This window comes from Moritella sp. 5 (assembly GCF_018219455.1).
GTDB lineage: Bacteria > Pseudomonadota > Gammaproteobacteria > Enterobacterales > Moritellaceae > Moritella.
Genome location: NZ_CP056122.1, coordinates 239,103 through 264,403 on the forward strand (window position 1 = coordinate 239,103; position 25,301 = coordinate 264,403).

Here is a 25,301-nt window from a genome sequence, read left to right on the forward strand (position 1 = left end):
GATTAGCCTTATAATAGGCTTTTACGCTGATTAGACGGTGGTATACTTAGTGCCTCCCGATATTTTGCAATCGTACGTCTAGCCACTTTGATACCTTGATCAGCAAGTAAATCAGCAATCTTGCTGTCACTTAATGGTTTAATGACATTTTCTGCCGCGACCAATTTTTTTATTAATGCTCGAATAGCAGTTGATGAACATTCTCCGCCATTGTCAGTACTTACATGGCTTGAAAAGAAAAACTTAAGTTCAAAAATACCACGTGGTGTATGCATAAACTTCTGCGTTGTTACCCGTGAAATGGTTGACTCGTGCATTTCCACTTCTTCGGCAACATCATTTAAAACCATAGGTTTCATGGCTTCATCGCCATATTCAAAAAAATCAATTTGTCGTTGAACAATACTTTTCGTTACTTTTAGTAAGGTTTCATTACGGCTATCTAAGCTTTTAATAAACCATTTAGCTTCTTGTACATGCGTTCGAATAAACTGCCCATCGCTGCTATTACGATTGCTTGTCGACAAGTTTGAATATTCATTGTTCACTTTTAATCTTGGCACAATGTCAGGATTTAACTCGACTACCCACTGATTATTTTTTTTCTTTACTAAAACATCGGGAATTACATAAAGCCCTTCAGTCTGATCAATAACATTGCCAGGTCTGGGTTCTAGACTCTGAATTAATTGCATGATCTCTTTAAGCTGTGGTTCTTTTAATTTTGTCTTACGGCTTAATTGACGGTAGTCGCGATTGCCTAATAAATCCATGTGAGACTGAATTATTTGCTGACATTCTGTTAACCAAGGTGTGTTTTTAGGTAAATGCTGAAGTTGGATCAATAAACATTCTTGTAATGAACGCGCTGCAACGCCGATGGGATCGAAATGTTGAATACGCTTTAATACTGCTTCTATTTCGTCTAATTCAACTTGCTCTTCACTATTTTCGTTACTGCTGTCGCTAAGTTCTTGGTGACCGTTATTGACGCTAGACAGGATATCTTCACAAGTCTGATTAAGGTAACCATGATCATCAATGCCATCAATAATCGCAACTGCAATAGCACGATCGGTGTCAGAAAATGGGGTTAATTCCATTTGCCACATGAGATGCTCGTATAAGCCTTCGCTGGTCTCACCTTGATAGACTTGGTCTAAACCATCAATACTGCTGCCCGCACTGCTGTGAGTCTGTATTTGAGGGGTGTAGACATCATCCCAATTACTGTCATTAGGTAATTCATCTGGCATGGCTTCACTGGCTAGCGCATCACTAACTTCTATTTGGCTGGCATCGGTAACGGTGTCGTTATTATCTGAATTATGTCCATCACTACTTTCTGCATCGTTTGGTTGAGCTGTGTTGGGATCTTCTTGTTCCAGTAGCGGATTACTGTCTAATGCTTCTTGAATCTCTTGCTGTAACTCCAAGGTCGATAATTGTAATAATCGAATCGCTTGTTGTAACTGTGGCGTCATTGCCAGAGATTGACTCATACGAAGTTGTAATGATGGCTTCATCTAACGACTACTCTCTCTTCCTTAAATGCGGTAACGTATCAATATCAAACTATAGTCGGAATTGATCACCTAGGTATACTTCTTTTACTTTTTCGTTGGATAAAATCTCTTCAGAAGTACCAGATGCGATCAAGTGTCCATGGCTCACAATATAAGAGTGTTCACATACATCGAGTGTTTCACGTACGTTATGGTCGGTAATTAATACCCCTAAACCACGATCGCGCAGATGCTGAATAATTTTTTTAATATCACCTACCGAGATTGGATCAACGCCAGCAAAAGGTTCATCTAATAAAATAAACTTTGGATCTGCCGCGAGCGCGCGAGCAATCTCAACACGGCGGCGCTCACCACCCGATAAGCTCATACCTAAACTATCGCGAATATGGGTGATATGGAACTCTTCTAATAATTCTTCTAACTTTTCTTCACGTTCGAAACGGGTGAGTTCAGTTCGTAACTCTAAGATTGCCATGATATTTTTCGTTACCGATAAACGACGAAAAATAGACGCTTCTTGGGGTAAGTAACCAATACCTTGTTGTGCACGAATGTGCATTGGCTCATGTGTTAATTCTTGGTCATCAATGAAGATTTGTCCATGATCTCGTTTAACCAAGCCAACTACCATATAAAAGGTGGTGGTTTTACCTGCGCCATTAGGCCCGAGTAAACCAACAATTTGGCCTGACTCAACTTCGAGACTCACATCTGACACAACTTTTCGTTTGTTATAACTTTTTGCTAAGTGTGATACTTTTAAACGTGCCATATGAATTCATCTACTCTAATTAGTTTTGTTGTCTTCAGGAGTGAAAATAGTGATCACGCGATCGGATTCATGATTGCCGCTTTCGGCTATCATTTCTTGTTTGTCAATTTGGTAGATAATTTTTTCACTTTTAACTTCGCTATCAGCTTGGCGTAAATGTGCATTTTTTGACAAGGTTAAGCGTTTTTTGCCAAGCTCATAACGGATCTCTTCTGACTCGGTATTAATCTTTTTACCGTCATCAAGCTCTTGATAAAACGTGGCTGGACTACCTGTGGCAATCATGATTTCAGTGCCTTTTTCGCCAGTGCTTAAGACCGTGAGTTTATCGGCATGAATTAATATCGTGCCTTGGGTAACCACTACACTATCATAAAAGATTACTCGGTTCTCTTTAATGAAAACTTCTTGACGCTTGGAAGTTACGGTAACATCTTCTTGAAAATCAGACTCTAGCGCGAGTGCTGAATTACTCATGAATAATGTTAATAGTAAAACTTTATATTTTTTCATCATTAGTATAAATCGCTTCAACTTGCTTAAGGATAGTCATGTATTCTTGCTTTAAATCACCTTCAAGTCCGACACCTGTTTGATGAAATAAGTCCCCTGAAATGGTAATTAACTGATCGCTATGCACCAAATTTTCGGCAAGTTCTAATTGTAAATAACTGGTAGTAATGACATCAATATAATCACTTTTTTTCATATTTTTGATGACAACATCGTTTCGTAGTGTTGCTACATCGTCACTACTGAAGTTACCTTCTTTCGCTTTGATCTTCCATGTCGCTTGCGCATTTTCATCATAAATAATAATAACGGGGTTAGTAAACATTGTCATGCCTAACTCACCATAATGCTCCATGCTATCTGCAAAAGTGCGACGTATAATTTTTCCTTCAATACTAAACTCAACGCTACGTAGAACTTGAGCGGTGAAATCAGGCTGATATTGGGTTGACGGTGCCGTTGTAGACTCGCCATCAGGCGAAAAAAAACGCCAAATACCAAGTGCACAAAGAAAGAGAATCACAATCCCCATGTTTTGACGACTCATACAGAGGTGCCCTGTGCTTGCTCTAAGATCCCCTTAGCCAATAGGATTAGATCTGCTAATTCTCTTACTGCACCAAAGCCACCTCGAATTGAAGTGCTAAAGTCGGCACTTTTTTTAACAAGCGGGTGGGCATCGGCAACGGCAACACTGAGTCCACAAAGATTCATTACCGGTAAATCAATGACGTCATCACCAATATAAGCCACATGCTCTGGCGATATTTTTAGTTCTTCGAGCAGCATATTAAATGCGATCACTTTGTTGTCTTGGCCTTGATAGATATGTTTAACACCTAAACCTTGCATACGGTTAGCAACAATTGTGGATTGACGGCCAGTGATCACAGCAACTTCGATATCGGCATTAAGGAGTGATTTTACGCCAAAACCATCGCGAGTGTGAAAGGCTTTTAGTTCTTCACCGTCGTTACCCATGTATACGCGGCCGTCAGAAAAAACGCCATCTATATCACAAATGAGTAGTTCTAATGTTTTTGCTTTGGTTAAGATGTCTTGTGGAATCGGACCGTATAATGTATTGATCATTTTATAGTACACCTGCGCGTAGTAAGTCATGCATGTTGAAGGCGCCGACGGGCTCTTGTTGTTCATTGACGACAATTAAGCCGTTAACTTTTTTGTTTTCCATGACGGCAAGGGCTTCTGCAGCCAAGATATGTTCATTAATAGTAACACATCTTTGTGTCATTACTTCACTGATTGGGGTTTGGTGAATATCTATACGTGCATCAAGGATACGGCGTAAATCACCATCCGTGAAAATACCAACCAGCTTAGTCCCGTCATTAACAGCCGTCATACCAAGCCCTTTGCGAGATACTTCTAATAGCGCGTCAGAGATCGTCTCGGTTTGTTGTACGTTTGGTACGTCGTTACCTTTATGCATAATGTCTGAAATACGTAATAATAATTTTCTGCCTAAGCTACCGCCTGGATGAGACAGTGCAAAATCATCAGCGGTAAACCCTTTTGCTTCAAGTAAGGCTACCGCAATAGCATCACCCATCACCAGGCTTGCAGTCGTACTCGATGTAGGTGCTAATCCCAGTGGGCAAGCTTCTTTATCAACTTTAATACATAAACTAATTTTTGCTTCGCGCGCCATGGTTGAATTAGCATTACTTGTCATCGCAATAATGGGAATACTTAAACGTTTAAGCACTGGGTATACCGCTAAAATTTCATCTGATTCACCTGAATTAGATAACGCAATAACCACATCACCACGTTCAATCATGCCAAGATCACCATGGCTTGCTTCGGCTGGATGCACAAAGAATGAAGGGGTTCCGGTACTGGCTAATGTCGCGGCAATTTTATTGGCTATATGCCCTGATTTACCCATGCCAGTTACAATGACTTTACCTTTACATTCGATTAATAATTCACAAGTCGCGGTAAACGTGGCATCAATATATTGGCTTAATTGAGAGATCGCTGATGCTTCCGTGTTAATGACATTAAGCGCGCTTTGGCAATAGTTAAACTGACTCGACATGGTTATTCCCTAATGAAAATACTGTTTAATATTTAGCTTAAAATATTAAGCGTTGTTAAATGCTACTAAATACAATGAATTGATACGCTACAAAACCAGCGAGTAAAATGGCACCTTCAACACGCGTAATACGTCCTGGACGGCCTCTAAAGCCCATTGCCATCACCAGCATTAACACAGTTGCGCCAAGCATATAATAGAAATCACGGCTAATAATCGCCGGGTCAATCATGCCAGGAGCTAAAATACCTGGTAGTGATAATACAGCTAAGATATTGAATATATTAGAACCAATGATATTACCAATAGCAAGATCATCTTCACCTTTGAGTACTCCAGTTACGGATGCGGCGAGTTCTGGTAAGCTAGTACCAATAGCAATAATAGTTAGGCCGATCACTAAATCACTCATGCCAAAATACTGTGCAATAACAACGGCTGAATCTACAAGAAAATGTGAACTGACAGGTAATGCAATCATGCCGAAGACTAACCAAGCAACCGCTTTCCAGGTTGGCACACCTTCAGGTACTTCATCACTATGTTCTTGGATAAGCGGATCATTACTTGGACGTTTTAATGCTAGGATAGTTAAGGTGATGATAGTAATGAAGAAGAGTAATAATAAAATCACGCCTTCGTACATTTCCAGTTTTAAATCCCATAGCACAACACCCGCCAGTAGTGTGGTAATTAATACCATCGGGATCTCACGACGGATAGTTGCTGAGCCTACGAGTAATGGTTTTATTAACGCGGTGATACCTAATACTAAGGTGATGTTGGTAATGTTAGAACCAATCGCATTACCAATAGCAGTGTTCGGTGAACCATTAAGTGATGCCGATACAGCGACCATCATTTCTGGCGCGGACGAACCCATCGCGACAATTGTCAGGCCAATAACCAGTGGTGAAATACCTAAGTTTCTCGCTAGTCCTGCGGCACCATAGACGAATTTATCGGCACTGATTACCAGGCCAATAAATCCAAGAATTAAAATAATAATATTTGTAGTTAACATCGGCACAGTTTAAAAATTGAATAAATAAGAACACTATTTTCGGTCTTTTTGCACTGAAAGAAAAGGTAAATTGTTAAATCTTGTTTAGTATTCAGGATTGAAGGGGAAAAATCCTCACATAGTTATGCTTTTATGATTGTGTATTATACCGATTACTTTTAGAATACTGGGCTATTTTAATACTTTAGTTTTAAGCGCAATTCTTTCAGCTAGATTGCCATTCACTTAAAACTAAACGTGCAGTTAAGGGTCTATTACAATAACGCTAGCGGCATGTACGGTTTTAACTACGCTTAGAATGGCGACATCATAGGATTTAAGTATTATGGATATTAAAGAATTACAAACATTGCTGGAGAATGAGTACACGTTCCAGGAATTACACGTTAAAGGTGAAGGTAGCCATTATGAAGTTATCGCTGTCGCCGAGATGTTTGTCGGTATGAACCGTGTAAAAAAACAACAAGCTATTTATGCACCATTAAAAGAGCAGATTGCATCAAATAGTATTCATGCGTTATCCATCAAGGCATACACACCTGAAGAATGGATTCGCGAACGTAAATTCATATTACCTTCTTAGGCTGGATTAGAATGGATAAGTTTTTAATTAAAGGTCCTTGTCAGTTAAATGGCGATGTGACTATTTCGGGTGCTAAAAATGCTGCACTGCCGATTTTATTTGCCACATTGCTAAGTGATGAAACGATCACTCTTAAGAATGTTCCTGAATTAAGAGATATTAAGACCACGCTGCAATTGTTACGTGAGCTTGGTGCACAGGCTGAACGCAACGCAGAAGGTGATGTTGTTATTACTGCAGGCTCTGTGAACTGTCAAAAAGCCCCTTATGAATTAGTTAAAACGATGCGAGCATCGATCTTAGCATTAGGTCCTTTGACGGCTAAATTTTCGACTGCTGATGTGTCTTTACCGGGTGGTTGTGCAATCGGCGCTCGTCCTGTGAATCTACATATTCATGGTTTAGAGATGATGCAAGCGGACATTCGCGTTGAAGAAGGCTACATTAAAGCCCGCGTTGATGGTCGTTTAAAAGGTGCGCGTATCTTAATGGATATGGTCAGCGTAACAGGCACTGAAAATCTATTAATGGCAGCAGTACTTGCTGACGGGATAACCTCTATTGAGAATGCAGCAAGAGAACCTGAAGTGGTTGATTTAGCTAACTTCTTGAATTCACTTGGTGCTAAGATTAGTGGTATTGGTTCTGACGTATTAACCATTGAAGGTGTTGAAGCGCTTCATGGTGGTACATATACAGTGCAACCTGATCGTATCGAAACGGGTACTTTCCTTGTTGCTGCGGCTGTCACTGGTGGTAAAATTAAATGCCATAAAACAGACCCTTCATTACTGGATGCTGTATTGCTAAAGCTTGAAGAAGCGGGAGCTACGGTTGAAACTGGTGATGATTGGATCACGCTTGATATGCAAGGCCGTGAATTAAAAGCGGTAAATATCAAGACGGTGCCTTACCCAGGTTTCCCAACAGATATGCAAGCACAGTTCACGGTATTAAATACAGTGGCGAAAGGTACTTCAACTATCATTGAAACGATTTTTGAAAACCGTTTCATGCACGTGCCTGAATTAGCGCGCATGGGCGCAGACATTGAACTGGAAGGTAATACGGCTATCTGCCGTGATACAGAGAGTTTAACTGGCGCACAAGTGATGGCAACAGACTTACGTGCGTCTGCAAGTCTTGTTATCGCTGGTTTCCTTGCTACAGGCGAAACAACGGTTGAGCGTATTTACCACATTGACCGTGGTTATGAGTTTATTGAAGATAAGCTGCAAGGCTTAGGCGGTAACATTACCCGTATTGAAGGTTAATGTTCCTCTGACAGTATAATAAATAAAAAGGGCGCATTGATATGCGCCCTTTTTATTTCTATGGGTTGTGTGTTATGGCTGTAGTGCTTGCAGTTCACCTAGCTTGACTGAGACATCAAACTGCTTACCCTCTCGTATTACCGTTAAGTTAATTTTTGAGCCAGGACGCTGCTCCGCTACCACATCCATTAACCAGATTACATTATCAATTTCAGTACCATTGAATTTGATTACCACATCACCCGTGATTAATCCGGCTTTCTCTGCCGGCGAGTCTGGTGCGGTATTTTGTATGACAATACCTTGATTGGCTTCCAAACCGAGTAACTTTGCCATAACGGCATTTATTGACGTACCTTCAATACCGATATAACCACGGATAACGCGACCATTAGCAATCAATGAATCCATAATTTTAACCGCGAGTGGGTAGGGAATCGCAAAGCTTATACCCATGGTTTCAACATTTTCGGCCAATTGGAATGATGCCGTATTAATACCCACTAATTCACCTAGACTATTTACAAGCGCACCACCCGAGTTACCTTCGTTAATTGCTGCGTCCGTTTGTAAGAAGTTCTGATGGCCAGTCGTGCTCATACCAATACGACCACGGGCACTAATAATACCTTGGGTGATAGTTTGCCCTAAGTTGTATGGATTACCAATGGCGAGTACCACATCACCAATATTGGTCTGTTCATGTTTACTTTGTGGAATACTGGGTAAATTTTTGGCATCGATGTTTAACACTGCAAGGTCGGTATATTTATCAAAACCAATTAACTCGGCGGTAAAAAACCGTCCGTCTTGGAGCGCAACAATTATTTGATCTGCATTGGCAATAACGTGATAGTTTGTGAGTAAATAACCCTTCTTATTCATGATCACGCCAGAGCCAAGGCTTTGCGGACGTAATGTCGGCTTACTATTAATTGTTGATTTTTGGTAGGTGCGTGTATAAATATTGACAACTGAAGGCGCTGCGCGTTTAACGGCGGCAGAAAAACTCATTTGATCATGAAGGCCGAGTGAAAATGGTTGATTGAGTGCTAAACCTTGGTTATTTTTTAATTGTGGTAATGCTAAAAGCAATATCGTTGCGACAACGATACCGAGTAAGACACTTTTTGAAATATATGACAACAAACCTTGCACTGAGATATCCCTACGTTACCTATCAAAAATAGCAACGTAGAGAATAGCATCTCTTTCTAGGAGAATGTAGGAAATTACTTATAAAGTGATGTAAGTGCTAACGCAACACTAAGAATAAATGCTGGTCACCACGGTTGATATTAAGTGCCAGTGTGGCTTTATCTTCACTGAGTAACTTACGTAACTGGACTAAATTTTTCACTTTATTCTTGTTAACACCAATAATAATGTCACCTTCCTTCAAGCCGGATATCGCGGCTATTGAGCGGGGTTCTACTTTCTCAATTCGCACACCTTGATTGTTGTCAGTACTAACTAATGCAGCGCCTTCAAGCCCTGGATGTAGGTTACTGGCATTTGCGATATTATTGTCAGCGGGCTTTAATGTTGCGATGAGACGTTTTTCTTTATCATCTCTGATTACGCCTAAAGTGATTTTTTTATCAGCACCCAAAGTTCCAATCCTGGCTCTTAACTCACTGAAACTACGTATTTTATTGTTGTTTACACTGACAATTATGTCACCGGCCATTAAGCCTGCCTCTTCAGCAGCAGAGTTGGGAGTTACTTGGTTAATGAATGCGCCATATTGCACATCAATATCAAACGCCTTAGCCAGATCTGCAGTTAATTCTTGGCCTGTAACACCTAATACGCCACGGCGAACTTCGCCATGTTCAATAATTTGCTGTACCAGATTGTTAGCCATGTTGGCGGGTATCGCAAAACCGATACCTACGTTACCGCCATTTGGCCCTAATATCGCAGTGTTAATACCGATTAATTCACCGCGTAAATTAATTAATGCTCCGCCGGAATTACCGCTGTTAATTGCAGCATCGGTTTGGATGAAGTTTTCTAGATTTTCTAATTGGAGACCAGTTCGGCCTAAAGCACTGACAATACCAGATGTCACTGTTTGGCCTAAACCAAAGGGATTACCAATGGCAATGGTGAAATCACCGACGCGTAATTTATCCGAATCGGCGAATTTAATCTCGGTTAAGTTTTTTGCTTTAATTTGCAATAGGGCAATGTCACTGCTTTTATCCGCACCGATGAGTTTGGCATCATATTCATGGCCATCTTTCAGCATAACTTGGATCTCATCGGCATCAGCAATCACATGATTGTTAGTGAGGATGTAACCTTGTTTGGCATCGATGATTACACCAGAACCTAGACCTTGAAAAGGTTGGGTTTGTTGTTGAGAACCTGGGCCTTCAGGGCCAAAAAAGTAGCGAAATGCTTCTGGGATACGCTGTTGAGATACCTTAGTACCAGATACGGAGATATTTACCACGGCAGGGGTAACTTGTTCTAATATCGGCGCAAGACTGGGTAAGGCTTGCCCTGCAACAGCGGGAGGGAAAGCTGCTGTTGCAGGTAAACTTGCTAACCCCATTGCTGTACTTAATGCTAAAGCAGTGAGTGTTTTGAAGTGTAATTTAGGTTTCATAACAGTTTAAGCCTTTAAAAATTAGAAGCATAAACAGTTAGGTGTAGTTAAAAGCTAAAAGTTCAAGTTATTTGTTCAGTAACCCTGAACTAGTACTTGAATAATCCTTTGGTTGCCCTTCTATCGGTTCTGCAGGGTCTACGACTTCTTTGGTTTGAAAAGGAATATCTTTAACGGCGACATTATCTAATAAATGTTTGGCGTTGCTGGCTAAATGTTGTTGCATTTCTACATAGGTATCAGACAATTTCATTAATAATGCTTCGGTGCTAGTGAAGTGTTCATTAACATCATGTTTGTATTGTTCGATTTCAGCTTCTTTGGCCAGTAGCTTACCCTTAAACTTACCTGTTTGATCTTTTGTGTTGGTTATCTTCGCAATAGAAAAACCGATAATAATACCGATAACCAAACTAATTAATATTTCAAGATAGGGCATATACACCTCGTTAAATGGTAATTTGTATTCTACTAATACGGGACACTCATTCTGATACTCTAATATAAGCACCTTAGTTTTAAAATAGTGTATTTCAAAAGAATACAACATGGTAGCATTGATTATTATTAATGCGTGGTGAGTAAGGCGTTAGAAACAGTAAAGGATTAGCAATTATAATGACCCCAATAGAAAAATATCAGCTTGATTTAAAGCGCCCTGACTTTATGTTTGATGCGGCACAAGAGAATGCAGTAATCGCATTACAACGGCTGTTTGATGAATTGTTAGCGGTGCCAGACAAACCCGTTAAACGTAGTTTCTTAGCCAAGTTGAAAGGGCTAACAGCAAAGCCAACACCGACGCTAATGAATCCAGTTAAAGGTATTTATTTTTGGGGAGGGGTAGGAAGAGGTAAGACCTATTTAGTTGATACTTTCTACGATTGTCTCCCGTTCGAGAATAAAACCCGTATTCACTTTCATCGTTTTATGCATCGGATCCATCAAGAACTGAAAGGATTAGCGCAACAAAAAGATCCATTGAAAGTGATTGCAAAGAAGCTAGCTAACGAAACACGCGTCATTTGTTTTGATGAATTTTTTGTTTCGGATATTACTGATGCGATGATTTTAGGCTCATTATTTGAAGAATTATTTTCTCATCAAGTTATCTTGGTTGCCACATCAAACATTATTCCTGACGAGCTTTACCGTAACGGCTTACAGCGTGCGCGGTTTTTACCTGCGATTCATTTGATTAATCAAAATTGTGACATTATTAATGTGGATAGTGGCGTTGATTATCGGTTACGTACCTTAGAGCAAGCTGAAATTTATCATTTTCCATTAGATGGCATGGCTCAGAAAAATTTAGACCAATATTTTCAACAATTATCTTGTGATCCCCGCCAGTATAATCAGTCGATAGAAATTGAAAACCGTCAAATACCCACATTAGCAGAAGCGGATAGTGTGTTGATGATTGATTTTTCGGAGTTGTGTGGAGGGCCGCGTAGTCAGGTTGATTATATGGAGATTTCCCGTATTTATCACACGGTATTATTAGCCAATGTGAAACAAATGGGACGACTAAGGGATGATATTGCCCGTCGCTTTATTGCGATGGTAGATGAGTTTTATGAGCGTAACGTTACCCTAATTATTTCGGCCGAGTTTGAAATGTCAGCCTTGTATAGTACTGGTTTACTCGATTTTGAATTTCGCCGTTGTTTATCACGCTTACAAGAAATGCAATCCCTTGAATATTTGGCGCGTGAACATTTACCTTAGGTTAACAACGACGAAAACACGCCTACTTTCAGCACTAAGTAGGTAGTTTTTGTGCGCGTTAGTAAAATAAATACTGTAATAAACGTATTTATTGATTGAGTTACGGTGAGTATATAGGCTATTGTTTCGGCGGACATGGACTGAGAAAGTGACGTTAATAGTGTTATTACGTCATTAAATCCATTGCAAAGGCTTGCTTCTAGATACATGAAGCAAGTGATTATCATGGCATTAAGTAGGCTTTTAGTTTAATGAATTACTCACCATACCAAGTGTTTGACAGGGAATATTGGGCTGAACTTAGAGAGTCAGTACCTTTGACCTTATCAGCTCTAGAGTTAAAGCAGTTACAAGGTATTAATGAACGTGTTTCTATTGAAGAAGTGTGTGATATTTACCTGCCGTTGTCACGTCTGCTTAACTTATATGTCACGAATCGAATTCAACGCCGCCTTGTTCGCGATCAATTCTTGGGCCGTAAAGTGGCTAAAGTACCCTATATTATTAGTCTCGCGGGGAGTGTTGCTGTCGGTAAAAGTACCACCGCCAGAATTTTGCAAGCATTATTACAATGCTGGAGCGAACATCCGAAGGTCGCGTTAATCACCACTGATGGCTTTCTTTATCCAAATGCGCATTTAAAAGAGCATGGTTTGATGAAGCGTAAAGGCTTTCCTGAAAGTTATGACATTAATGCCCTCGTGAAATTTGTAGCTGATATTAAGTCGGGGCATGGCCGTGTTACGGCTCCCGTTTATTCACATTTTTCTTATGATATCGAAACAAACCAAGAAATGGTTGTTGAACAGCCTGATATCGTTATTCTGGAAGGTTTAAATGTCTTACAGTCGGGATTAGAATACCCCAATGATCCGCATCGGGTATTTGTTTCTGATTTTGTCGATTTTTCTATTTATGTGGATGCAGAGACTGCAAACCTCGAGAACTGGTATGTGCAACGTTTCTTGCAACTACGAGAAAGTGCGTTTACCGATTCAAGTTCATATTTCCATCATTACGCCAAACTGGGTGAGGATGAAGCAAAAGATGTGGCATTGAACATTTGGCGTACAATTAATGGTAAAAACTTAGTAGAAAATATCTTACCAACGCGAGAACGTGCTAACCTCATTCTAACTAAAGGCCTAAATCATCAAGTGCATCAAGTTAAATTGCGGAAATAATCTTAATTTCAGTCATTTTCTTGGTCTTATTCGATGTTTTTTGAGATTAATCCTATTTTTTTTAAAATATAGGTGAAATTTCACTCATTTCTCTTTATAATACGCGCTGCCCACGAACAAGGTGCTGTGGTGGTTCCTTGTCCTAATGACGCCATGTACTTATTCGAAGGGATGAGCAAGGTATATAGTTCACGTATAGATAACTATATGTGATAGTTTAAACAAATTTTATTGGGTTCAATATAAAATGAAAACTTTTGTTGCTACACCAAGCACGATCAAACGTGAATGGTTCGTTGTTGACGCTGAAGGTAAAACTTTAGGTCGTCTTGCGACTGAAATCGCTACTCGCTTACGTGGTAAGCACAAGCCTGAGTACACTCCTCATGCTGATACTGGCGATTACATCATCGTTGTAAACTGTGAAAAAATCGTTGTAACTGGTAACAAAGCGAAAGGTAAAATTTACTACTCGCACACTGGTTACATTGGCGGCATAAAATCAATTAGCTTTGAAAAGCTTATTGAAAAAGCTCCAGAGCGTGTTATCCAGTCTGCGGTTAAAGGTATGTTGCCAAAAGGTCCTCTAGGCCGTGCAATGTTCCGTAAGATGAAAGTATACGCAGGTCCTGAGCACAATCATGCTGCTCAACAACCACAAGTTCTAGACATCTAATTTACGGAATTTAAGCAAATGGCAGAAAATCAATACTACGGCACTGGTCGTCGTAAAAGTTCAACAGCTCGTGTATTCATGAAAGCTGGTACTGGTCAACTAACTATCAATAAGCGTTCTTTAGACGTTTATTTTGGTCGTGAAACAGCTCGTATGGTTGTTCGTCAAGCACTAGAATTAGTTGAACTACAAGACAAATTCGACCTAAACATCACTGTTTCTGGTGGTGGTACTACTGGTCAAGCTGGCGCAATCCGTCACGGTATCACTCGCGCACTTATGGAATATGACGAAACTCTTCGTCCTACTCTACGTGCAGCTGGTTTTGTTACTCGTGATGCTCGTCAAGTTGAACGTAAGAAAGTTGGTCTTAGAAAAGCACGTAAACGTCCACAGTTCTCAAAACGTTAATTCGTTTTTTGGTGGTTCGCTTTATTGCGACGAAAGCCTGGCATATGCCAGGCTTTTTTTTGTCTTTTTTTTGTCTTTTTTTATTTAACTAGGTTATATCTTTGTTAAATGTAATGTTGTTTCTTACTTGCGCGACAGTACTTAACACAGAAAGAGGGCTACTTGCTCTGTTTACTGAGTCATAAGCGACAGATATTGACTTAATCACTGAAAATTCATGATTAATGTCTCATTATCCTTGTAAAAATGTAACCAATTAATTAAAATTCAACGGCATTTATGTAACTTTTTTAGCTAATAAAAAGTTATCTTTTTTGAAATGGTATTCACTGCAAGATAATAACAATAATTTGCGCTGAGTCCGAATGGGAGAATAATTGGATGAGCAATGCGCCTGTTGATTCTGGTCGTCGTCGCTTTTTGACCGCTGCTACATGTGTAGTAGGTGGTGTTGGAGCTGTCGGCGCAGCCGTACCTTTTATCAAATCTTGGAATCCGAGTGCTAAAGCTAAAGCAGCTGGCGCTCCGGTTGAAGTTGATATTAGTAAAATTGAACCTGGTCAGTTAATTCGTGTTGAATGGCGAGGTAAACCTGTATGGGTTGTATCTCGTACAGAAAGCGTGTTAAACGAACTTGAACAGCATGATGGTTCGTTACGCGATCCGGCATCAGAACAAGAACAACAACCAAATTACGCACAAAACAAATATCGCTCGATTAAATCAGACTTATTTGTAGCCGTTGGTATTTGTACTCACTTAGGGTGCTCTCCAACTTATCTGCCTGATAGCTTTGGCGAACAAGTCGAAGGTGTTTCTTCTGGTTTCTTCTGTCCATGTCATGGTTCTAAATTTGATATGGCTGGTCGTGTATTCCAAGGTGTACCTGCACCGTTGAATCTAGTCATACCACCGCATTATTATATTGATAACACGACGATTCTAATCGGTGTAGATAAGGGAGCTACCTAATGCTTGGTAAATTAGTCAATTGGATTGATGACCGTATCCCAATGACGGATACATGGAATAAACACGCTGGTCAATATCCAGCGCCGAAAAACTTTAACTTCTGGTATTACTTTGGCATTTTAGCTACGGTTGTGTTTGTTAATCAGATCCTGACGGGTATCTGGTTAACGATGAATTATAACCCATCTGGTGATGGTGCTTTTGCTTCAATTGAATACATCATGCGTGATGTTGAATTTGGCTGGTTGTTACGTTATATGCATTCTACGGGTGCTTCAGCATTCTTTGTGGTGGTGTATCTGCACATGTTCCGTGGTTTGATGTACGGTTCATACCAAAAACCACGTGAATTATTGTGGGTCTTTGGCTGCTTAATCTTTTTAGCACTGATGGCTGAAGCTTTCATGGGGTATCTACTTCCATGGGGTCAAATGTCATTTTGGGGTGCACAGGTTATTATCTCTTTGTTTGGTGCGATTCCAGTAATTGGTGATGATTTAACACTTTGGATCCGCGGTGATTATGTAATCTCGGGTGCGACATTAAACCGTTTCTTTGCGCTACACGTTATTGCTGTGCCATTAGTACTTGTGGTATTGGTGTTCTTACACATAGTTGCACTGCATCACGTTGGTTCTAATAACCCAGACGGTATTGAAATCAAAGAAAACAAAGATGAAAATGGTTGGCCGAAAGACGGTATTCCATTCCACCCTTACTATTCTGTGCACGATGCTGTTGCGGTAGTGGTGATGCTTATCTTATGTAGTATTGTTATCTTCTTTATGCCTGAGGGTGGTGGTTACTTCTTAGAAGCGCCAAACTTCGAAGCGGCAAACCCATTGAAAACACCGGATCATATTGCGCCAGTGTGGTATTTCACCCCGTTTTACGCTATTTTACGTGCGGTTCCGGACAAACTTGGTGGCGTGATCATGATGGGCCTAGCTATTGTGATGCTATTCCTAGTACCTTGGATCGATCGCGGAAAAGTGAAATCAATCCGTTATCGTAGTGTTTGGCATAAATTGAATTTAGCTCAGTTTGTTATTTGTTTCATTATTCTTGGCGTACTAGGTACATTATCACCAACACCTGGTCGTACATTATTGTCGCAAGTTACCACATTAGGTTACTTTGGCTATTTTGCTCTGCTGTGGTTCTACAGTAAGAATGAAACCACTAAACCATTACCAAAAAGGGTGACAATGTAATGAAAAAATTATTTATCGCGTTACTTACCCTATTGCCTATGGCTGCATTTGCATCTGGTAATGCTGCGCATTTAGATGAAGCAAATTATGATTTAAGAGACAAAGCATCACTGCAAAATGGTGCTAAAATCTTCATGAATTATTGCTCTACTTGTCACTCTACTCAATATCAACGTTATTCACGTGTTGCTGATGATCTGGGTATCGATCGTGATGTAATGACTGAAAATTTGGTATTTACAGGCGTTAAAGTAGGCTCATTAATGAAAACTGCTATGCCTGCTGAAAGTGGTGCGAAATGGTTTGGTGCTACACCACCAGACCTAACGCTTGAAGCGCGTTTACGTGGTGCAGATTGGGTTTATACTTACCTGCGTTCTTTCTATATTGACGAAACTCGCCCATTTGGTGTGAATAATGTAGTATTCCCAAGTGTGGGTATGCCGCATGTACTTGAAGAACTGCAAGGTACAGCGCGTCTTTTAGAAATAAAACATAACGAAGAAGAGCTAGATCTGCCGGAAGGTGCTAGAATTGTTAAAGAAACCGAAGTTGTTGACGCTAATGGTGTTGCAACAGGTGAAATTCTGACTAGCTACCTAAGTCCCGATGGAAACGGTGAGTTATCAGCAGAAGAGTTTGATGAAGCAATGCTCGATTTGGTAAACTTCTTGGTTTACTCGGCAGAGCCTAATCAGCTTGAACGTCAAGAGATGGGCTTCTGGGTTATTGGATTCTTACTGATTCTACTTGTATTTACTTGGTTCCTGAACCGTGAATACTGGCGTGATATCCACTAATCACTGAGATGTTGCCGCATTACTTGTAAAGTTGCTGGTAAAAGAATTACGTACCGCCAATGCTAGTTTAGGCTATCATTGGCGTTTGTGTTTACAATTTATTGGAGGTGGCATGGCATTAGCTGCTAATAAACGTTCAGTTATGGTGTTATATTCGGAGCCGACTGATCTATATAGTCATCAAGTCCGAATCGTCTTAGCTGAAAAAGGCGTAAGTGTTGATATTCATCAGGTTGATCGTAATAACCTACCTGAAGATCTAATTGATTTGAATCCATATCAGACAGTACCAACATTAATCGACCGTGAACTGACATTATATAACTCACGTATAATCATGGAATATCTGGATGAGCGTTTTCCGCATCCACCTTTGATGCCGGTTTATCCTGTGTCTCGTGGTAGCAGTCGTTTAATGATGCACCGTATCGAGAACGATTGGTATTCATTAGTGACGAAGATCATGAAAGGCTCTGTTGAAGAAGCTGCTGTAGCGCGCAAGCAACTACAAGAAGCGCTAATGAGTATCAGCCCAATTTTCGCTGAATACCCATATTTCATGAGTGAAGAGTTCAGCTTAGTTGATTGCTATATGGCTCCGTTACTATGGCGCTTACCTGAGCTAGGTATCGATCTTCCAGGTCAAGCTGCAAGTGAGTTAAAGAACTATATGCTTCGTGTATTTGATCGTGAATCATTCCAAGCATCTTTAACTGAACAAGAACGTGAAATGAGAATGTTAATGTAAGTTATGGATAAAATGACCCCAATTCGTCCCTATTTATTACGTAGCCACTATGAGTGGTTACTTGATAATGACTTAACACCACATATTGTTGTTGATGCACATATTGCTGGTGTTTATGTACCGCAGCAATTTGTTCAAGATGGCCAAATTGTGTTGAATATTGCCCCAACAGCTGTTGTTGCTTTTGAGCTGAACAACACCGCGCTGAGCTTTAATGCTCGTTTCGGTGGTGTGCCATTTGATGTTTATGTACCGATTGCGGCTATTACAGCTATCTACGCGCGTGAGAATGGCGCAGGTAGTATGTTTGAACCGGAACAAGCATATATCGATCAAGCAGAACAAGAGAGCGCTGAAGCGGCTGTTGAGCCAAGTGAAGAGAGAAGTACGCCGGCTCTAGTGAGTGCGCCTGCGGTTAGCTCTGATGATGAAAGTGAAACACCTGAGCGTCCAAAACCTACTAAAGGTAGACCCTCTTTACGGGTCATTAAGTAACATAACACTTAATTAACGAATCGATGCAGTACTTGAATTTGTCGACGGACATCATTCAGTACTGCATTTTTTTTATGCTAGATTTACAAAGCAGTTCGCTGATTAGCGATAATCGAATACTTTAATTACTTTATCGACACCAACGACATAACGCGCTGCTTCGGCAACTTTATCGCCTTCTGCTTTAGTTACTCGCCCAATTAAGAATACTTCGGCATTCTCAGTGATCACTTTAATTCCCAGCGGTTCAACATTTTTTAAATTAAGAATACTGGTTTTCACTTTTGTGGTTAGCCAAGCATCCTTACTGGCCCGTTCAAATGAAATTGGTGTCCCTAAACGGATCTGGTTATATACTTGCTGCACAGACGCTGTGTTTGCGGCAATATCGACGATTTTCTTGCGCTCAGCTTCGGTTCTAACTTGACCAGATAGTAATACTTTACTGTTGTTGGTTAAAATATGCAGGTTATTATTTAACAGTAGTTGTATGTTGGCATCATTAAGCCCTGCCGTTATATCCAAGGTAATTGTTTCATCATCAATTAACTGGCTAAAACTACCGGTGTTACTGCAGCCTTGTATAACTGTAAAGCTCAGTATTGTGATACTGATAGTCAGCCAATATTTAAGTTTTCTTGCCACTGCTATACTCATTCTTCGAACTCTTGTTGTGGGAATAAGGTTTGATCGATAATGTCACAAAGACAATTGATGATCAGAGCATGTACTTCTTGTATTCTTGCTTCCCGGCGTGATGGTACGCGGACTTCGGCATCGTGTGGACCTAATAACCCAGATATTTCCCCCCCGTCTTTACCGGTTAAAGCGACAATAGTCATATTGCGTGTTAGCGCTGCTTCAATCGCTTTAATGACATTACGACTGTGACCGCCTGCAGAGATGACAACCAGAATGTCACCGTCATTCCCCAAGGCTCGCACTTGTTTAGAATAAACCATATCAAAGCTGGTGTCGGTGCCAATGGCTGTCATTAGCGTACAATCTGGGGTTAATGCCAATGCAGGTAAGCTTGGGCGTTCGGTTTCGTAACGATTTAATAATGATGCAGAAAAATTTTGTGCCAAGCTAGCTGATGCACCATTACCACAGATTAAGATCTTGTTACCGTTTAATAAGCATTGTGCCATCATCATGGCTGAGTTTTGAATGTATTCGGGTAACGCCTCGGCTGCGGCGATCTTAGTTTGAATACTTTCAGTAAAATTTTCTTTAATTAGCTCTAACATGGGTATCTACTCTAAAAAGCATTGGTTATCCATTGAATATTATCACTGGAACCTTCAATGGCTATCACATCGAAACGGCAAGGGGTGTAGTTTTCATTTATTCCGTGGCGCACCATATAATATTGCGCCGTATAACGCAATTTTCGTTGTTTCGCGACCGGAATTGCTGAAATAGCACCGCCGTAATGGGTGTATTGCCGATATTTTACCTCGACAAATACTAAGGTGGGTAGTGTTGTTGTTGATTTTATGTCACAGCTTGCGCCGTGCTGGCAAACTAAATCTATTTCACCTTGGCGGCAAGCGAAATTTCGCGCCAAGATAATTAATCCTTGGCGCTGTAAAAAATCGGCTGCTATACCTTCAAAATATTCACCGCGTTTACGGGGTTGTTTTGGTTTCAGCGTTAGTGTCCTCAAGTCTTATCTTGCCTGATCGATATTTAGCCCAACTAAATTCGCGTTCGATAATGCCGTTTTCATTAATATAAAGAATACCAGTCTGGCCAGCTAGGCGTAAGTTAGGAAAATTACGTAGCTGTAGCAGGTTTGGAATTAATTTAAATGAATCGTAGCCCATCGCAAAAAGATTTTGCTGGATTTTCGACATATTTGGCCACAGTGCCAAAGTTTGCTGTTTAAGTTCGCGATCTGGGTTCAACAACCAAGGCATATCACTAAATATTAAACCATTAAGATCACGACTTTGGCTTTTAGAAAGATTATTACCATGGGTACGTGAACTCGCATACAGGGCAACCTGTGGCGCATAAGGGTTCTGGGTTGTAATGATGTAAGGAATTGCTAACATCGCTTCAGAAGGCGTGGCAATAATATAAATGGCATCAATATCACGACGACTACGGGTTTTAGTTTTAATATCAGCACCGACTAGATTTTTCATTAAGCTAATACGCTGATTACTCGACGTCACTGAAAATAGCGTAGTTACTGTATTTTGCATGTCACTGCGGCTTTTATACTTATAAGTATCGTTTGTACCCTGCGTGAGTAATTGCCATTGCTTGGTGAACTCAGCTGACAAGCGATTACCGGTTCGGTTATTTGGTGCGAGTACTAAGGGTTGTTTGATACCATCTTTTTGCATTTTTTTCGCGGCAGCAATAGCTTCATCGTCAGAACTTAATGAGAAATAATAGATACCTTCTGTTGTGGGTGATCCAGTCAGTTTATTTAATGAAATTAATGGTATCTCTTTTACTAGAGGTAATACTTTAGTCAAATTTGATTTTAATAATGGTCCGACAACAAAGTCAGCCCCATCATCAATAGCCTGTAAGTACAGTTCATCTGCGCTTGTTGCTGCTGTATCATAGAAACGTAAGTTAATTCTATCTGCTTCTTCATCTTGATAGTAAGCACTTAGCATTCCGTCTCTGATTGCTTCACCTGCGACTGCACGTTTACCGGTTAAAGGGGCAAGTACCGCGATTTGATTTGGCGAATAAGGCGTTATTGCCATTGCTTTTACCAGTTGGACAGGGAAAGTACTCAATGCAGGGTGTTGTGGGTATTCTGTTTTCCATATTTGTAAATTCTGAATGAGTAATTGTGGGTCGGTACTATATTGTTGTGCGACCATACCTAAATGATACCAACCTGAAAGCGTTGGGTTTTCAGTGTCAAACTGCTGTGTTAGCTGGTGTAACTCTGATGCTGGTATTACTGTGACTAATTCCCATATACGCGTATTATTGGTGTTATGCAGCTCTGCATCGAGGAAGTCATTTAACGCGACACGGTATTCAACCGCTTTCGCATTATTATTCAGAAGTTCGGAAATAGTAGCGTTTAATAAATAGTAACGTTGCCAATGTGCGGATTTCAGTGTGCTTAGTGTCGAGCTAAAGTTTAACGCTGTGGCTGCATCCTGATAGCGCTGTTCTAATAGATAGGCTTCTGACTTGATTAACGCGACTTCAAATAATTGCTGTGTTGATAATGGATTTCTCTCTACCGATAATAATATATCAAGTGCAGGTTGGGGATGACCTTCTGTAATCAAAGCACGTGCGGATAATAACTGCCAAGAGATAGTTTGTGGTTTATTCGCTAATGCTATCTTATCAATGTAGTATTGCGCCGGTTGATCTATTTGCGTGAGTACGTCTGGCGCACCAATTAGCTGAGGCTTCGATGTTGCTTTTTCAGATGTTGTGGTACTTGAACACGCACTGAGCAGTAAACTCAAACTAAAAAACATAATCAAGCGGGAATAACTGTACTTAAATTCCATTGGTGTATTATCCTGCAAAAGAGATTTATAATACCCCTATACTAAAGCATCATCGCTTAACAAAAAACTACCCATGAGAATGAAATGTCTGAACAAGCAACTTTATTTATCGTTCCAACCCCGATTGGCAACCTTTCTGATATCACAGAGCGTGGTTTAGAGATACTAAGAAGTGTTGATTTAATTGCTGCAGAAGATACCCGCCATACTGGGAAACTGCTAAGCCATTACCAAATCAAGACTAAAACATTTGCTTTGCATGATCACAATGAACAGCAAAAAGCTGAATATTTAGTATCAAAACTACAATCTGGTATCAGCATCGCGCTGGTTTCAGATGCCGGTACGCCGTTGATCAGTGACCCTGGTTACCATTTGGTAAATACCTGTCGTGCACATGGTGTTAAAGTGGTCCCACTACCCGGTCCTTGCGCTGCAGTAACTGCAATGAGTGGTTCTGGTCTCCCATCAGACCGTTTCTCGTTTGAAGGTTTTTTACCCTCGAAAGAAAAAGCCCGTAATGATAAAATTACCGAGCTGAAAGAAGAAACTCGTACGATGATTTTTTATGAATCACCACGTCGCCTGCAATATACCTTAGATGCCTTAACGGCGATCATGGGGCCTGAGCGTGAAGTGTGTGTTGCACGAGAAATAACCAAAGCGTTTGAAAGTATTACTACTATGCCAGTGGGTGAGTTAGCAGCATGGGTAGAGGAAGACAGTAACCGTAGCCGTGGTGAAATTGTACTTCTAGTTGCGGGTTATAAACCTACAGGCCTTGAGATTCCAGCTAAGGTATTGAATACATTGAAATTATTGAACGAGGAATTGCCATTGAAAAAAGCAGCTGCATTAACGGCTGAAATTCATGGTTGCAAAAAGAACGCCTTGTATAAATGGGGTTTAGAAAACTTTAATTAATCGCTGGATTTTTTGTCTTAGATTATGTACTATCCTCCGCCTTGGAGTTGGTCAGACAATCGCCGCTTTATGACTCGGTATTTATATTGAGGTTATAGAGGGGAGGAAAGTCCGGGCTCCACAGGGCAGGGTGCCAGGTAACGCCTGGGAGGCGCAAGCCTACGACAAGTGCAGCAGAGAGAAGACCGCCGATGGCTTTTTCGGAAGCACAGGTAAGGCTGAAAGGGTGCGGTAAGAGCGCACCGGACGACTAGTAATAGTTCGTTGCAGGGTAAACTCCACCCGGAGCAAGACCAAATAGGCTTTCTATAGGCGTGGCCCACGCTGAAAGCGGGTAGGTTGCTTGAGTCTGTGAGCGATTGCAGACCTAGAGGAATGATTGTCCACGACAAAACCCGGCTTATCGACCAACTCCAAGACCTTTTTGAATTATGATTATACATTTGATCATCATTCAAAAAGGCAATCCATCTTAATCTCGTATATTTTCCGCAGTTTTCTATATTTTTCCAATATACTCGTTTTAATAAAAATCCAATCGTTCATTAACTTATGATACTTGATATTAATTCATGCTCTCAACCTTTCAAGTTGTTGATTCAGAATGATACCTGACAATATTTCTTCTTTAGATATGCATACTCGACAGTTACGCTCTCTGTAATGAATTAATGCATGAGGTGAGTCGCTTTTCTTGATATGCGATTGAACTGTCGTGATAGTTTCTTTAACTAACTTCAGTTAAATGAAATTCAAATAAATCATGGCTTATTGCTGTACTCGCATTTGTGGTGCATGTAGGGGCGGTGAATATATACTTATTTTGGTCCGCGGTTATGGTGATGGACTTTGATGAGTGTAATAACTCTATTATTTTAGTGGGTATGCCTGATAGGAGTAGCTCGTGAATTTCGGGGGACTTATTCTGGGGAAATAATTCTTTTAACAGTGCCCGTCTTTCATCTTCGGTTAATAACAAGTTTGTGGGTATAGCCATGGATTTCTCCTTACTTAATAATTAACCTATGATAGAATATAAATAATGTTTAATAATTAAAAAATCATTAATTACTTGTTAAATGGGATGGGTAGAATTGATAGTTGTAAATTAAGATGCCTGTATCGAATTTAATAAAACTAATCGTTTGATTTTGTATCTTGGGTATATTGTCTAATTGATTACTTCTTATCTGATTTTATAGTGATGACAACTTACATCACTTACAATACACTACCCCCTCCCTAAGCTAGACCTTTTACGTTACAATAGCCATTTTAGCACCTGCTATAATTTAAAGTATTTTTAAGAGCTTTCATTGACATGACACAAGAATTTGCACACGTATCCGTTTTACTTAACGAAACCGTAGCCGGGCTCGACTTAAAACCGGACGGAATTTACATTGACGGTACTTTTGGTCGCGGTGGTCACTCTCGCTTTATTTTGTCTCAACTAGGTGAAAACGGCCGCTTGATCGCAATCGATCGCGATCCTGAAGCGATTGCAGTAGGTGAAGCTTTAAAATTAGAAGACCCTCGTTTTGATATTGTTCACGGACCATTTTCTGGTATTGCTGAATATATGGAAAACAAAGGATTAACAGAGAAAGTTGACGGCGTGTTACTCGATCTTGGTGTCTCTTCGCCACAGTTAGACGATGCATCACGTGGTTTCAGTTTTTTACGTGATGGACCGTTGGACATGCGTATGGACCCAACATCCGGTCTTAGTGCGGCGAAATGGCTAGCAACAGCAGATTACGATGATATCGTGTGGGTATTGAAAGTATTTGGTGAAGAGAAGTTTGCCCGTAAGATTGCCCGCGCCGTGGTATTTGATCGTGACGGCACGCCATTCGAAACAACAGCACAGTTAGCAAGTTTAATTTGCCGTGTGGTACCAAAATCGAAAAAAGAAACCAAACATCCGGCGACACGTTCATTCCAAGCGATCCGTATTTATATTAATAGTGAATTAGAAGAGATCGAACGTGCATTATCTGGCGCATTAAAATGTCTTAAGTCTGGTGGTCGTTTATCTGTGATCAGCTTCCACTCGTTAGAAGATCGTATTGTGAAGCAATTCATTCGTAAACAAGCGCGTGGTAAAGAAGTGCCATACGGTTTACCTATCATGCAAGAAGAAATTGATAAAACGCGTACCATGAAGGCGGTTGGTAAAATGCTAAAACCTTCGGAGCAAGAATTAGAATTCAATCCTCGAGCGCGTAGTTCTGTATTACGCGTGGCGGAAAAATTGTAA

At 40.4% G+C, this 25,301-nt stretch carries 27 protein-coding genes and 1 other RNA gene; 14 read left to right on the top strand and 14 right to left on the bottom strand.

What is annotated here, in order from left to right; translation table 11 throughout:
- Nucleotides 1–8: 8 nt before the first annotated feature.
- From HWV01_RS01125 to HWV01_RS01155, 7 genes are read right to left on the bottom strand one after another with little or no spacing between them, the layout of a single operon-like run.
- A complete protein-coding gene (locus HWV01_RS01125) occupies nucleotides 9–1,526 on the bottom strand; it encodes an RNA polymerase factor sigma-54 (RefSeq protein WP_211673696.1) in 1,518 nt (505 codons plus the stop codon).
- Nucleotides 1,527–1,575: 49 nt separating this feature from the next.
- A complete protein-coding gene (gene lptB / locus HWV01_RS01130) occupies nucleotides 1,576–2,301 on the bottom strand; it encodes an LPS export ABC transporter ATP-binding protein (protein ID WP_045112149.1) in 726 nt (241 codons plus the stop codon).
- A gap of 15 nt (nucleotides 2,302–2,316) precedes the next feature.
- Complete coding sequence (gene lptA / locus HWV01_RS01135) at nucleotides 2,317–2,778, bottom strand: lipopolysaccharide transport periplasmic protein LptA (protein ID WP_249185410.1); 462 nt, start codon at nucleotides 2,776–2,778, stop codon at nucleotides 2,317–2,319.
- A gap of 22 nt (nucleotides 2,779–2,800) precedes the next feature.
- The gene (lptC, locus tag HWV01_RS01140) at nucleotides 2,801–3,361 is read right to left on the bottom strand and encodes an LPS export ABC transporter periplasmic protein LptC (RefSeq protein WP_211673698.1); all 561 of its coding nucleotides are present in this window, start codon (nucleotides 3,359–3,361) and stop codon (nucleotides 2,801–2,803) included.
- Nucleotides 3,358–3,906 carry a 3-deoxy-manno-octulosonate-8-phosphatase KdsC gene (gene kdsC, locus HWV01_RS01145; RefSeq protein ID WP_211673699.1) on the bottom strand — a complete coding sequence of 183 codons (549 nt, stop codon included), beginning with the start codon at nucleotides 3,904–3,906 and terminating at the stop codon, nucleotides 3,358–3,360. Before kdsC ends, lptC begins: the two co-directional genes overlap by 4 nt.
- Before the next feature lies 1 nt (nucleotide 3,907).
- Nucleotides 3,908–4,879, bottom strand: coding sequence for a KpsF/GutQ family sugar-phosphate isomerase (locus HWV01_RS01150; protein ID WP_211673700.1), 972 nt, complete (start codon nucleotides 4,877–4,879; stop codon nucleotides 3,908–3,910).
- A 55-nt stretch (nucleotides 4,880–4,934) separates the two neighbouring features.
- Nucleotides 4,935–5,903, bottom strand: a complete 969-nt coding sequence (locus HWV01_RS01155) for a calcium/sodium antiporter (protein ID WP_211673701.1) — start codon at nucleotides 5,901–5,903, stop codon at nucleotides 4,935–4,937.
- Nucleotides 5,904–6,228: 325 nt separating this feature from the next.
- Here HWV01_RS01155 and HWV01_RS01160 point away from each other — a divergent pair, with 325 nt between their 5' ends.
- Nucleotides 6,229–6,486, top strand: coding sequence for a BolA family protein (locus HWV01_RS01160; RefSeq protein WP_211673702.1), 258 nt, complete (start codon nucleotides 6,229–6,231; stop codon nucleotides 6,484–6,486).
- A gap of 11 nt (nucleotides 6,487–6,497) precedes the next feature.
- The gene (gene murA, locus HWV01_RS01165; RefSeq protein WP_211673703.1) at nucleotides 6,498–7,760 is read left to right on the top strand and encodes a UDP-N-acetylglucosamine 1-carboxyvinyltransferase; all 1,263 of its coding nucleotides are present in this window, start codon (nucleotides 6,498–6,500) and stop codon (nucleotides 7,758–7,760) included.
- 72 nt (nucleotides 7,761–7,832) lie between these two features.
- Here the strand turns inward: murA and degS are convergent, their stop codons facing one another.
- The 3 genes from degS to HWV01_RS01180 all read right to left on the bottom strand — a co-directional run bounded on the left by degS (nucleotide 7,833) and on the right by HWV01_RS01180 (nucleotide 10,816).
- On the bottom strand, nucleotides 7,833–8,918 hold the full coding sequence (gene degS / locus HWV01_RS01170; protein WP_211673704.1) for an outer membrane-stress sensor serine endopeptidase DegS: 1,086 nt from the start codon (nucleotides 8,916–8,918) through the stop codon (nucleotides 7,833–7,835).
- 97 nt (nucleotides 8,919–9,015) lie between these two features.
- A complete protein-coding gene (locus HWV01_RS01175) occupies nucleotides 9,016–10,377 on the bottom strand; it encodes a Do family serine endopeptidase (RefSeq protein ID WP_211673705.1) in 1,362 nt (453 codons plus the stop codon).
- Nucleotides 10,378–10,444: 67 nt separating this feature from the next.
- A complete protein-coding gene (locus HWV01_RS01180; protein ID WP_211673706.1) occupies nucleotides 10,445–10,816 on the bottom strand; it encodes a YhcB family protein in 372 nt (123 codons plus the stop codon).
- Between the two features lie 179 nt (nucleotides 10,817–10,995).
- On the opposite strand from HWV01_RS01180, the gene zapE reads away from it, so the two are divergent.
- The 9 genes from zapE to sspB all read left to right on the top strand — a co-directional run bounded on the left by zapE (nucleotide 10,996) and on the right by sspB (nucleotide 18,608).
- Nucleotides 10,996–12,108, top strand: a complete 1,113-nt coding sequence (zapE, locus tag HWV01_RS01185) for a cell division protein ZapE (RefSeq protein WP_211673707.1) — start codon at nucleotides 10,996–10,998, stop codon at nucleotides 12,106–12,108.
- A 251-nt stretch (nucleotides 12,109–12,359) separates the two neighbouring features.
- Nucleotides 12,360–13,292: a type I pantothenate kinase gene (gene coaA / locus HWV01_RS01190; protein ID WP_211673708.1), complete on the top strand. Its 933-nt coding sequence runs from the start codon at nucleotides 12,360–12,362 to the stop codon at nucleotides 13,290–13,292.
- A gap of 247 nt (nucleotides 13,293–13,539) precedes the next feature.
- Nucleotides 13,540–13,968, top strand: coding sequence for a 50S ribosomal protein L13 (gene rplM / locus HWV01_RS01195; protein WP_067045873.1), 429 nt, complete (start codon nucleotides 13,540–13,542; stop codon nucleotides 13,966–13,968).
- Nucleotides 13,969–13,986: 18 nt separating this feature from the next.
- Nucleotides 13,987–14,379 (top strand): 30S ribosomal protein S9, encoded by a 393-nt coding sequence (gene rpsI / locus HWV01_RS01200; protein WP_211673709.1) that lies wholly within the window; start codon nucleotides 13,987–13,989, stop codon nucleotides 14,377–14,379.
- Nucleotides 14,380–14,760: 381 nt separating this feature from the next.
- Nucleotides 14,761–15,351 carry a ubiquinol-cytochrome c reductase iron-sulfur subunit gene (petA, locus tag HWV01_RS01205; protein WP_211673710.1) on the top strand — a complete coding sequence of 197 codons (591 nt, stop codon included), beginning with the start codon at nucleotides 14,761–14,763 and terminating at the stop codon, nucleotides 15,349–15,351.
- Complete coding sequence (locus HWV01_RS01210) at nucleotides 15,351–16,565, top strand: cytochrome bc complex cytochrome b subunit (RefSeq protein WP_211673711.1); 1,215 nt, start codon at nucleotides 15,351–15,353, stop codon at nucleotides 16,563–16,565. The genes petA and HWV01_RS01210 overlap by 1 nt, the downstream gene beginning before the upstream one ends.
- The gene (locus HWV01_RS01215; protein ID WP_211673712.1) at nucleotides 16,565–17,365 is read left to right on the top strand and encodes a cytochrome c1; all 801 of its coding nucleotides are present in this window, start codon (nucleotides 16,565–16,567) and stop codon (nucleotides 17,363–17,365) included. The genes HWV01_RS01210 and HWV01_RS01215 overlap by 1 nt, the downstream gene beginning before the upstream one ends.
- A gap of 112 nt (nucleotides 17,366–17,477) precedes the next feature.
- The gene (gene sspA / locus HWV01_RS01220) at nucleotides 17,478–18,113 is read left to right on the top strand and encodes a stringent starvation protein SspA (RefSeq protein ID WP_006032937.1); all 636 of its coding nucleotides are present in this window, start codon (nucleotides 17,478–17,480) and stop codon (nucleotides 18,111–18,113) included.
- A gap of 3 nt (nucleotides 18,114–18,116) precedes the next feature.
- Nucleotides 18,117–18,608, top strand: coding sequence for a ClpXP protease specificity-enhancing factor (sspB, locus tag HWV01_RS01225; protein ID WP_211673713.1), 492 nt, complete (start codon nucleotides 18,117–18,119; stop codon nucleotides 18,606–18,608).
- A 102-nt stretch (nucleotides 18,609–18,710) separates the two neighbouring features.
- Here sspB and HWV01_RS01230 read toward each other — a convergent pair whose 3' ends face one another.
- The 4 genes from HWV01_RS01230 to HWV01_RS01245 are packed head-to-tail and all read right to left on the bottom strand — an operon-like array spanning nucleotide 18,711 to nucleotide 22,114.
- A complete protein-coding gene (locus HWV01_RS01230) occupies nucleotides 18,711–19,265 on the bottom strand; it encodes a BON domain-containing protein (protein ID WP_249185411.1) in 555 nt (184 codons plus the stop codon).
- On the bottom strand, nucleotides 19,262–19,858 hold the full coding sequence (locus HWV01_RS01235; protein WP_211673714.1) for an SIS domain-containing protein: 597 nt from the start codon (nucleotides 19,856–19,858) through the stop codon (nucleotides 19,262–19,264). The genes HWV01_RS01230 and HWV01_RS01235 overlap by 4 nt, the downstream gene beginning before the upstream one ends.
- Before the next feature lie 11 nt (nucleotides 19,859–19,869).
- Nucleotides 19,870–20,277: a YraN family protein gene (locus HWV01_RS01240; RefSeq protein WP_211673715.1), complete on the bottom strand. Its 408-nt coding sequence runs from the start codon at nucleotides 20,275–20,277 to the stop codon at nucleotides 19,870–19,872.
- Nucleotides 20,240–22,114, bottom strand: coding sequence for a penicillin-binding protein activator (locus tag HWV01_RS01245; RefSeq protein ID WP_211673716.1), 1,875 nt, complete (start codon nucleotides 22,112–22,114; stop codon nucleotides 20,240–20,242). The genes HWV01_RS01240 and HWV01_RS01245 overlap by 38 nt, the downstream gene beginning before the upstream one ends.
- 84 nt (nucleotides 22,115–22,198) lie before the next feature.
- On the opposite strand from HWV01_RS01245, the gene rsmI reads away from it, so the two are divergent.
- From rsmI to rsmH, 3 genes are all read left to right on the top strand, one after another.
- Nucleotides 22,199–23,038, top strand: coding sequence for a 16S rRNA (cytidine(1402)-2'-O)-methyltransferase (gene rsmI, locus HWV01_RS01250; protein ID WP_211673717.1), 840 nt, complete (start codon nucleotides 22,199–22,201; stop codon nucleotides 23,036–23,038).
- Between the two features lie 43 nt (nucleotides 23,039–23,081).
- Nucleotides 23,082–23,457, top strand: an RNA gene (rnpB, locus tag HWV01_RS01255) — RNase P RNA component class A.
- A gap of 902 nt (nucleotides 23,458–24,359) precedes the next feature.
- Complete coding sequence (gene rsmH, locus HWV01_RS01260) at nucleotides 24,360–25,301, top strand: 16S rRNA (cytosine(1402)-N(4))-methyltransferase RsmH (protein WP_211673718.1); 942 nt, start codon at nucleotides 24,360–24,362, stop codon at nucleotides 25,299–25,301.

Coding starts and splice junctions, on each gene's coding strand:
- HWV01_RS01125 (WP_211673696.1), bottom strand. CDS start 1,526: ATGAAGCCATCATTACAACTTCGTATGAGTCAATCTCTGGCAATGACG.
- lptB (WP_045112149.1), bottom strand. CDS start 2,301: ATGGCACGTTTAAAAGTATCACACTTAGCAAAAAGTTATAACAAACGA.
- lptA (WP_249185410.1), bottom strand. CDS start 2,778: ATGAGTAATTCAGCACTCGCGCTAGAGTCTGATTTTCAAGAAGATGTT.
- lptC (WP_211673698.1), bottom strand. CDS start 3,361: ATGAGTCGTCAAAACATGGGGATTGTGATTCTCTTTCTTTGTGCACTT.
- kdsC (WP_211673699.1), bottom strand. CDS start 3,906: ATGATCAATACATTATACGGTCCGATTCCACAAGACATCTTAACCAAA.
- HWV01_RS01150 (WP_211673700.1), bottom strand. CDS start 4,879: ATGTCGAGTCAGTTTAACTATTGCCAAAGCGCGCTTAATGTCATTAAC.
- HWV01_RS01155 (WP_211673701.1), bottom strand. CDS start 5,903: ATGTTAACTACAAATATTATTATTTTAATTCTTGGATTTATTGGCCTG.
- HWV01_RS01160 (WP_211673702.1), top strand. CDS start 6,229: ATGGATATTAAAGAATTACAAACATTGCTGGAGAATGAGTACACGTTC.
- murA (WP_211673703.1), top strand. CDS start 6,498: ATGGATAAGTTTTTAATTAAAGGTCCTTGTCAGTTAAATGGCGATGTG.
- HWV01_RS01175 (WP_211673705.1), bottom strand. CDS start 10,377: ATGAAACCTAAATTACACTTCAAAACACTCACTGCTTTAGCATTAAGT.
- HWV01_RS01180 (WP_211673706.1), bottom strand. CDS start 10,816: ATGCCCTATCTTGAAATATTAATTAGTTTGGTTATCGGTATTATTATC.
- zapE (WP_211673707.1), top strand. CDS start 10,996: ATGACCCCAATAGAAAAATATCAGCTTGATTTAAAGCGCCCTGACTTT.
- coaA (WP_211673708.1), top strand. CDS start 12,360: ATGAATTACTCACCATACCAAGTGTTTGACAGGGAATATTGGGCTGAA.
- rplM (WP_067045873.1), top strand. CDS start 13,540: ATGAAAACTTTTGTTGCTACACCAAGCACGATCAAACGTGAATGGTTC.
- rpsI (WP_211673709.1), top strand. CDS start 13,987: ATGGCAGAAAATCAATACTACGGCACTGGTCGTCGTAAAAGTTCAACA.
- petA (WP_211673710.1), top strand. CDS start 14,761: ATGAGCAATGCGCCTGTTGATTCTGGTCGTCGTCGCTTTTTGACCGCT.
- HWV01_RS01210 (WP_211673711.1), top strand. CDS start 15,351: ATGCTTGGTAAATTAGTCAATTGGATTGATGACCGTATCCCAATGACG.
- HWV01_RS01215 (WP_211673712.1), top strand. CDS start 16,565: ATGAAAAAATTATTTATCGCGTTACTTACCCTATTGCCTATGGCTGCA.
- sspA (WP_006032937.1), top strand. CDS start 17,478: ATGGCATTAGCTGCTAATAAACGTTCAGTTATGGTGTTATATTCGGAG.
- sspB (WP_211673713.1), top strand. CDS start 18,117: ATGGATAAAATGACCCCAATTCGTCCCTATTTATTACGTAGCCACTAT.
- HWV01_RS01230 (WP_249185411.1), bottom strand. CDS start 19,265: ATGAGTATAGCAGTGGCAAGAAAACTTAAATATTGGCTGACTATCAGT.
- HWV01_RS01235 (WP_211673714.1), bottom strand. CDS start 19,858: ATGTTAGAGCTAATTAAAGAAAATTTTACTGAAAGTATTCAAACTAAG.
- HWV01_RS01245 (WP_211673716.1), bottom strand. CDS start 22,114: ATGGAATTTAAGTACAGTTATTCCCGCTTGATTATGTTTTTTAGTTTG.
- rsmI (WP_211673717.1), top strand. CDS start 22,199: ATGTCTGAACAAGCAACTTTATTTATCGTTCCAACCCCGATTGGCAAC.
- rsmH (WP_211673718.1), top strand. CDS start 24,360: ATGACACAAGAATTTGCACACGTATCCGTTTTACTTAACGAAACCGTA.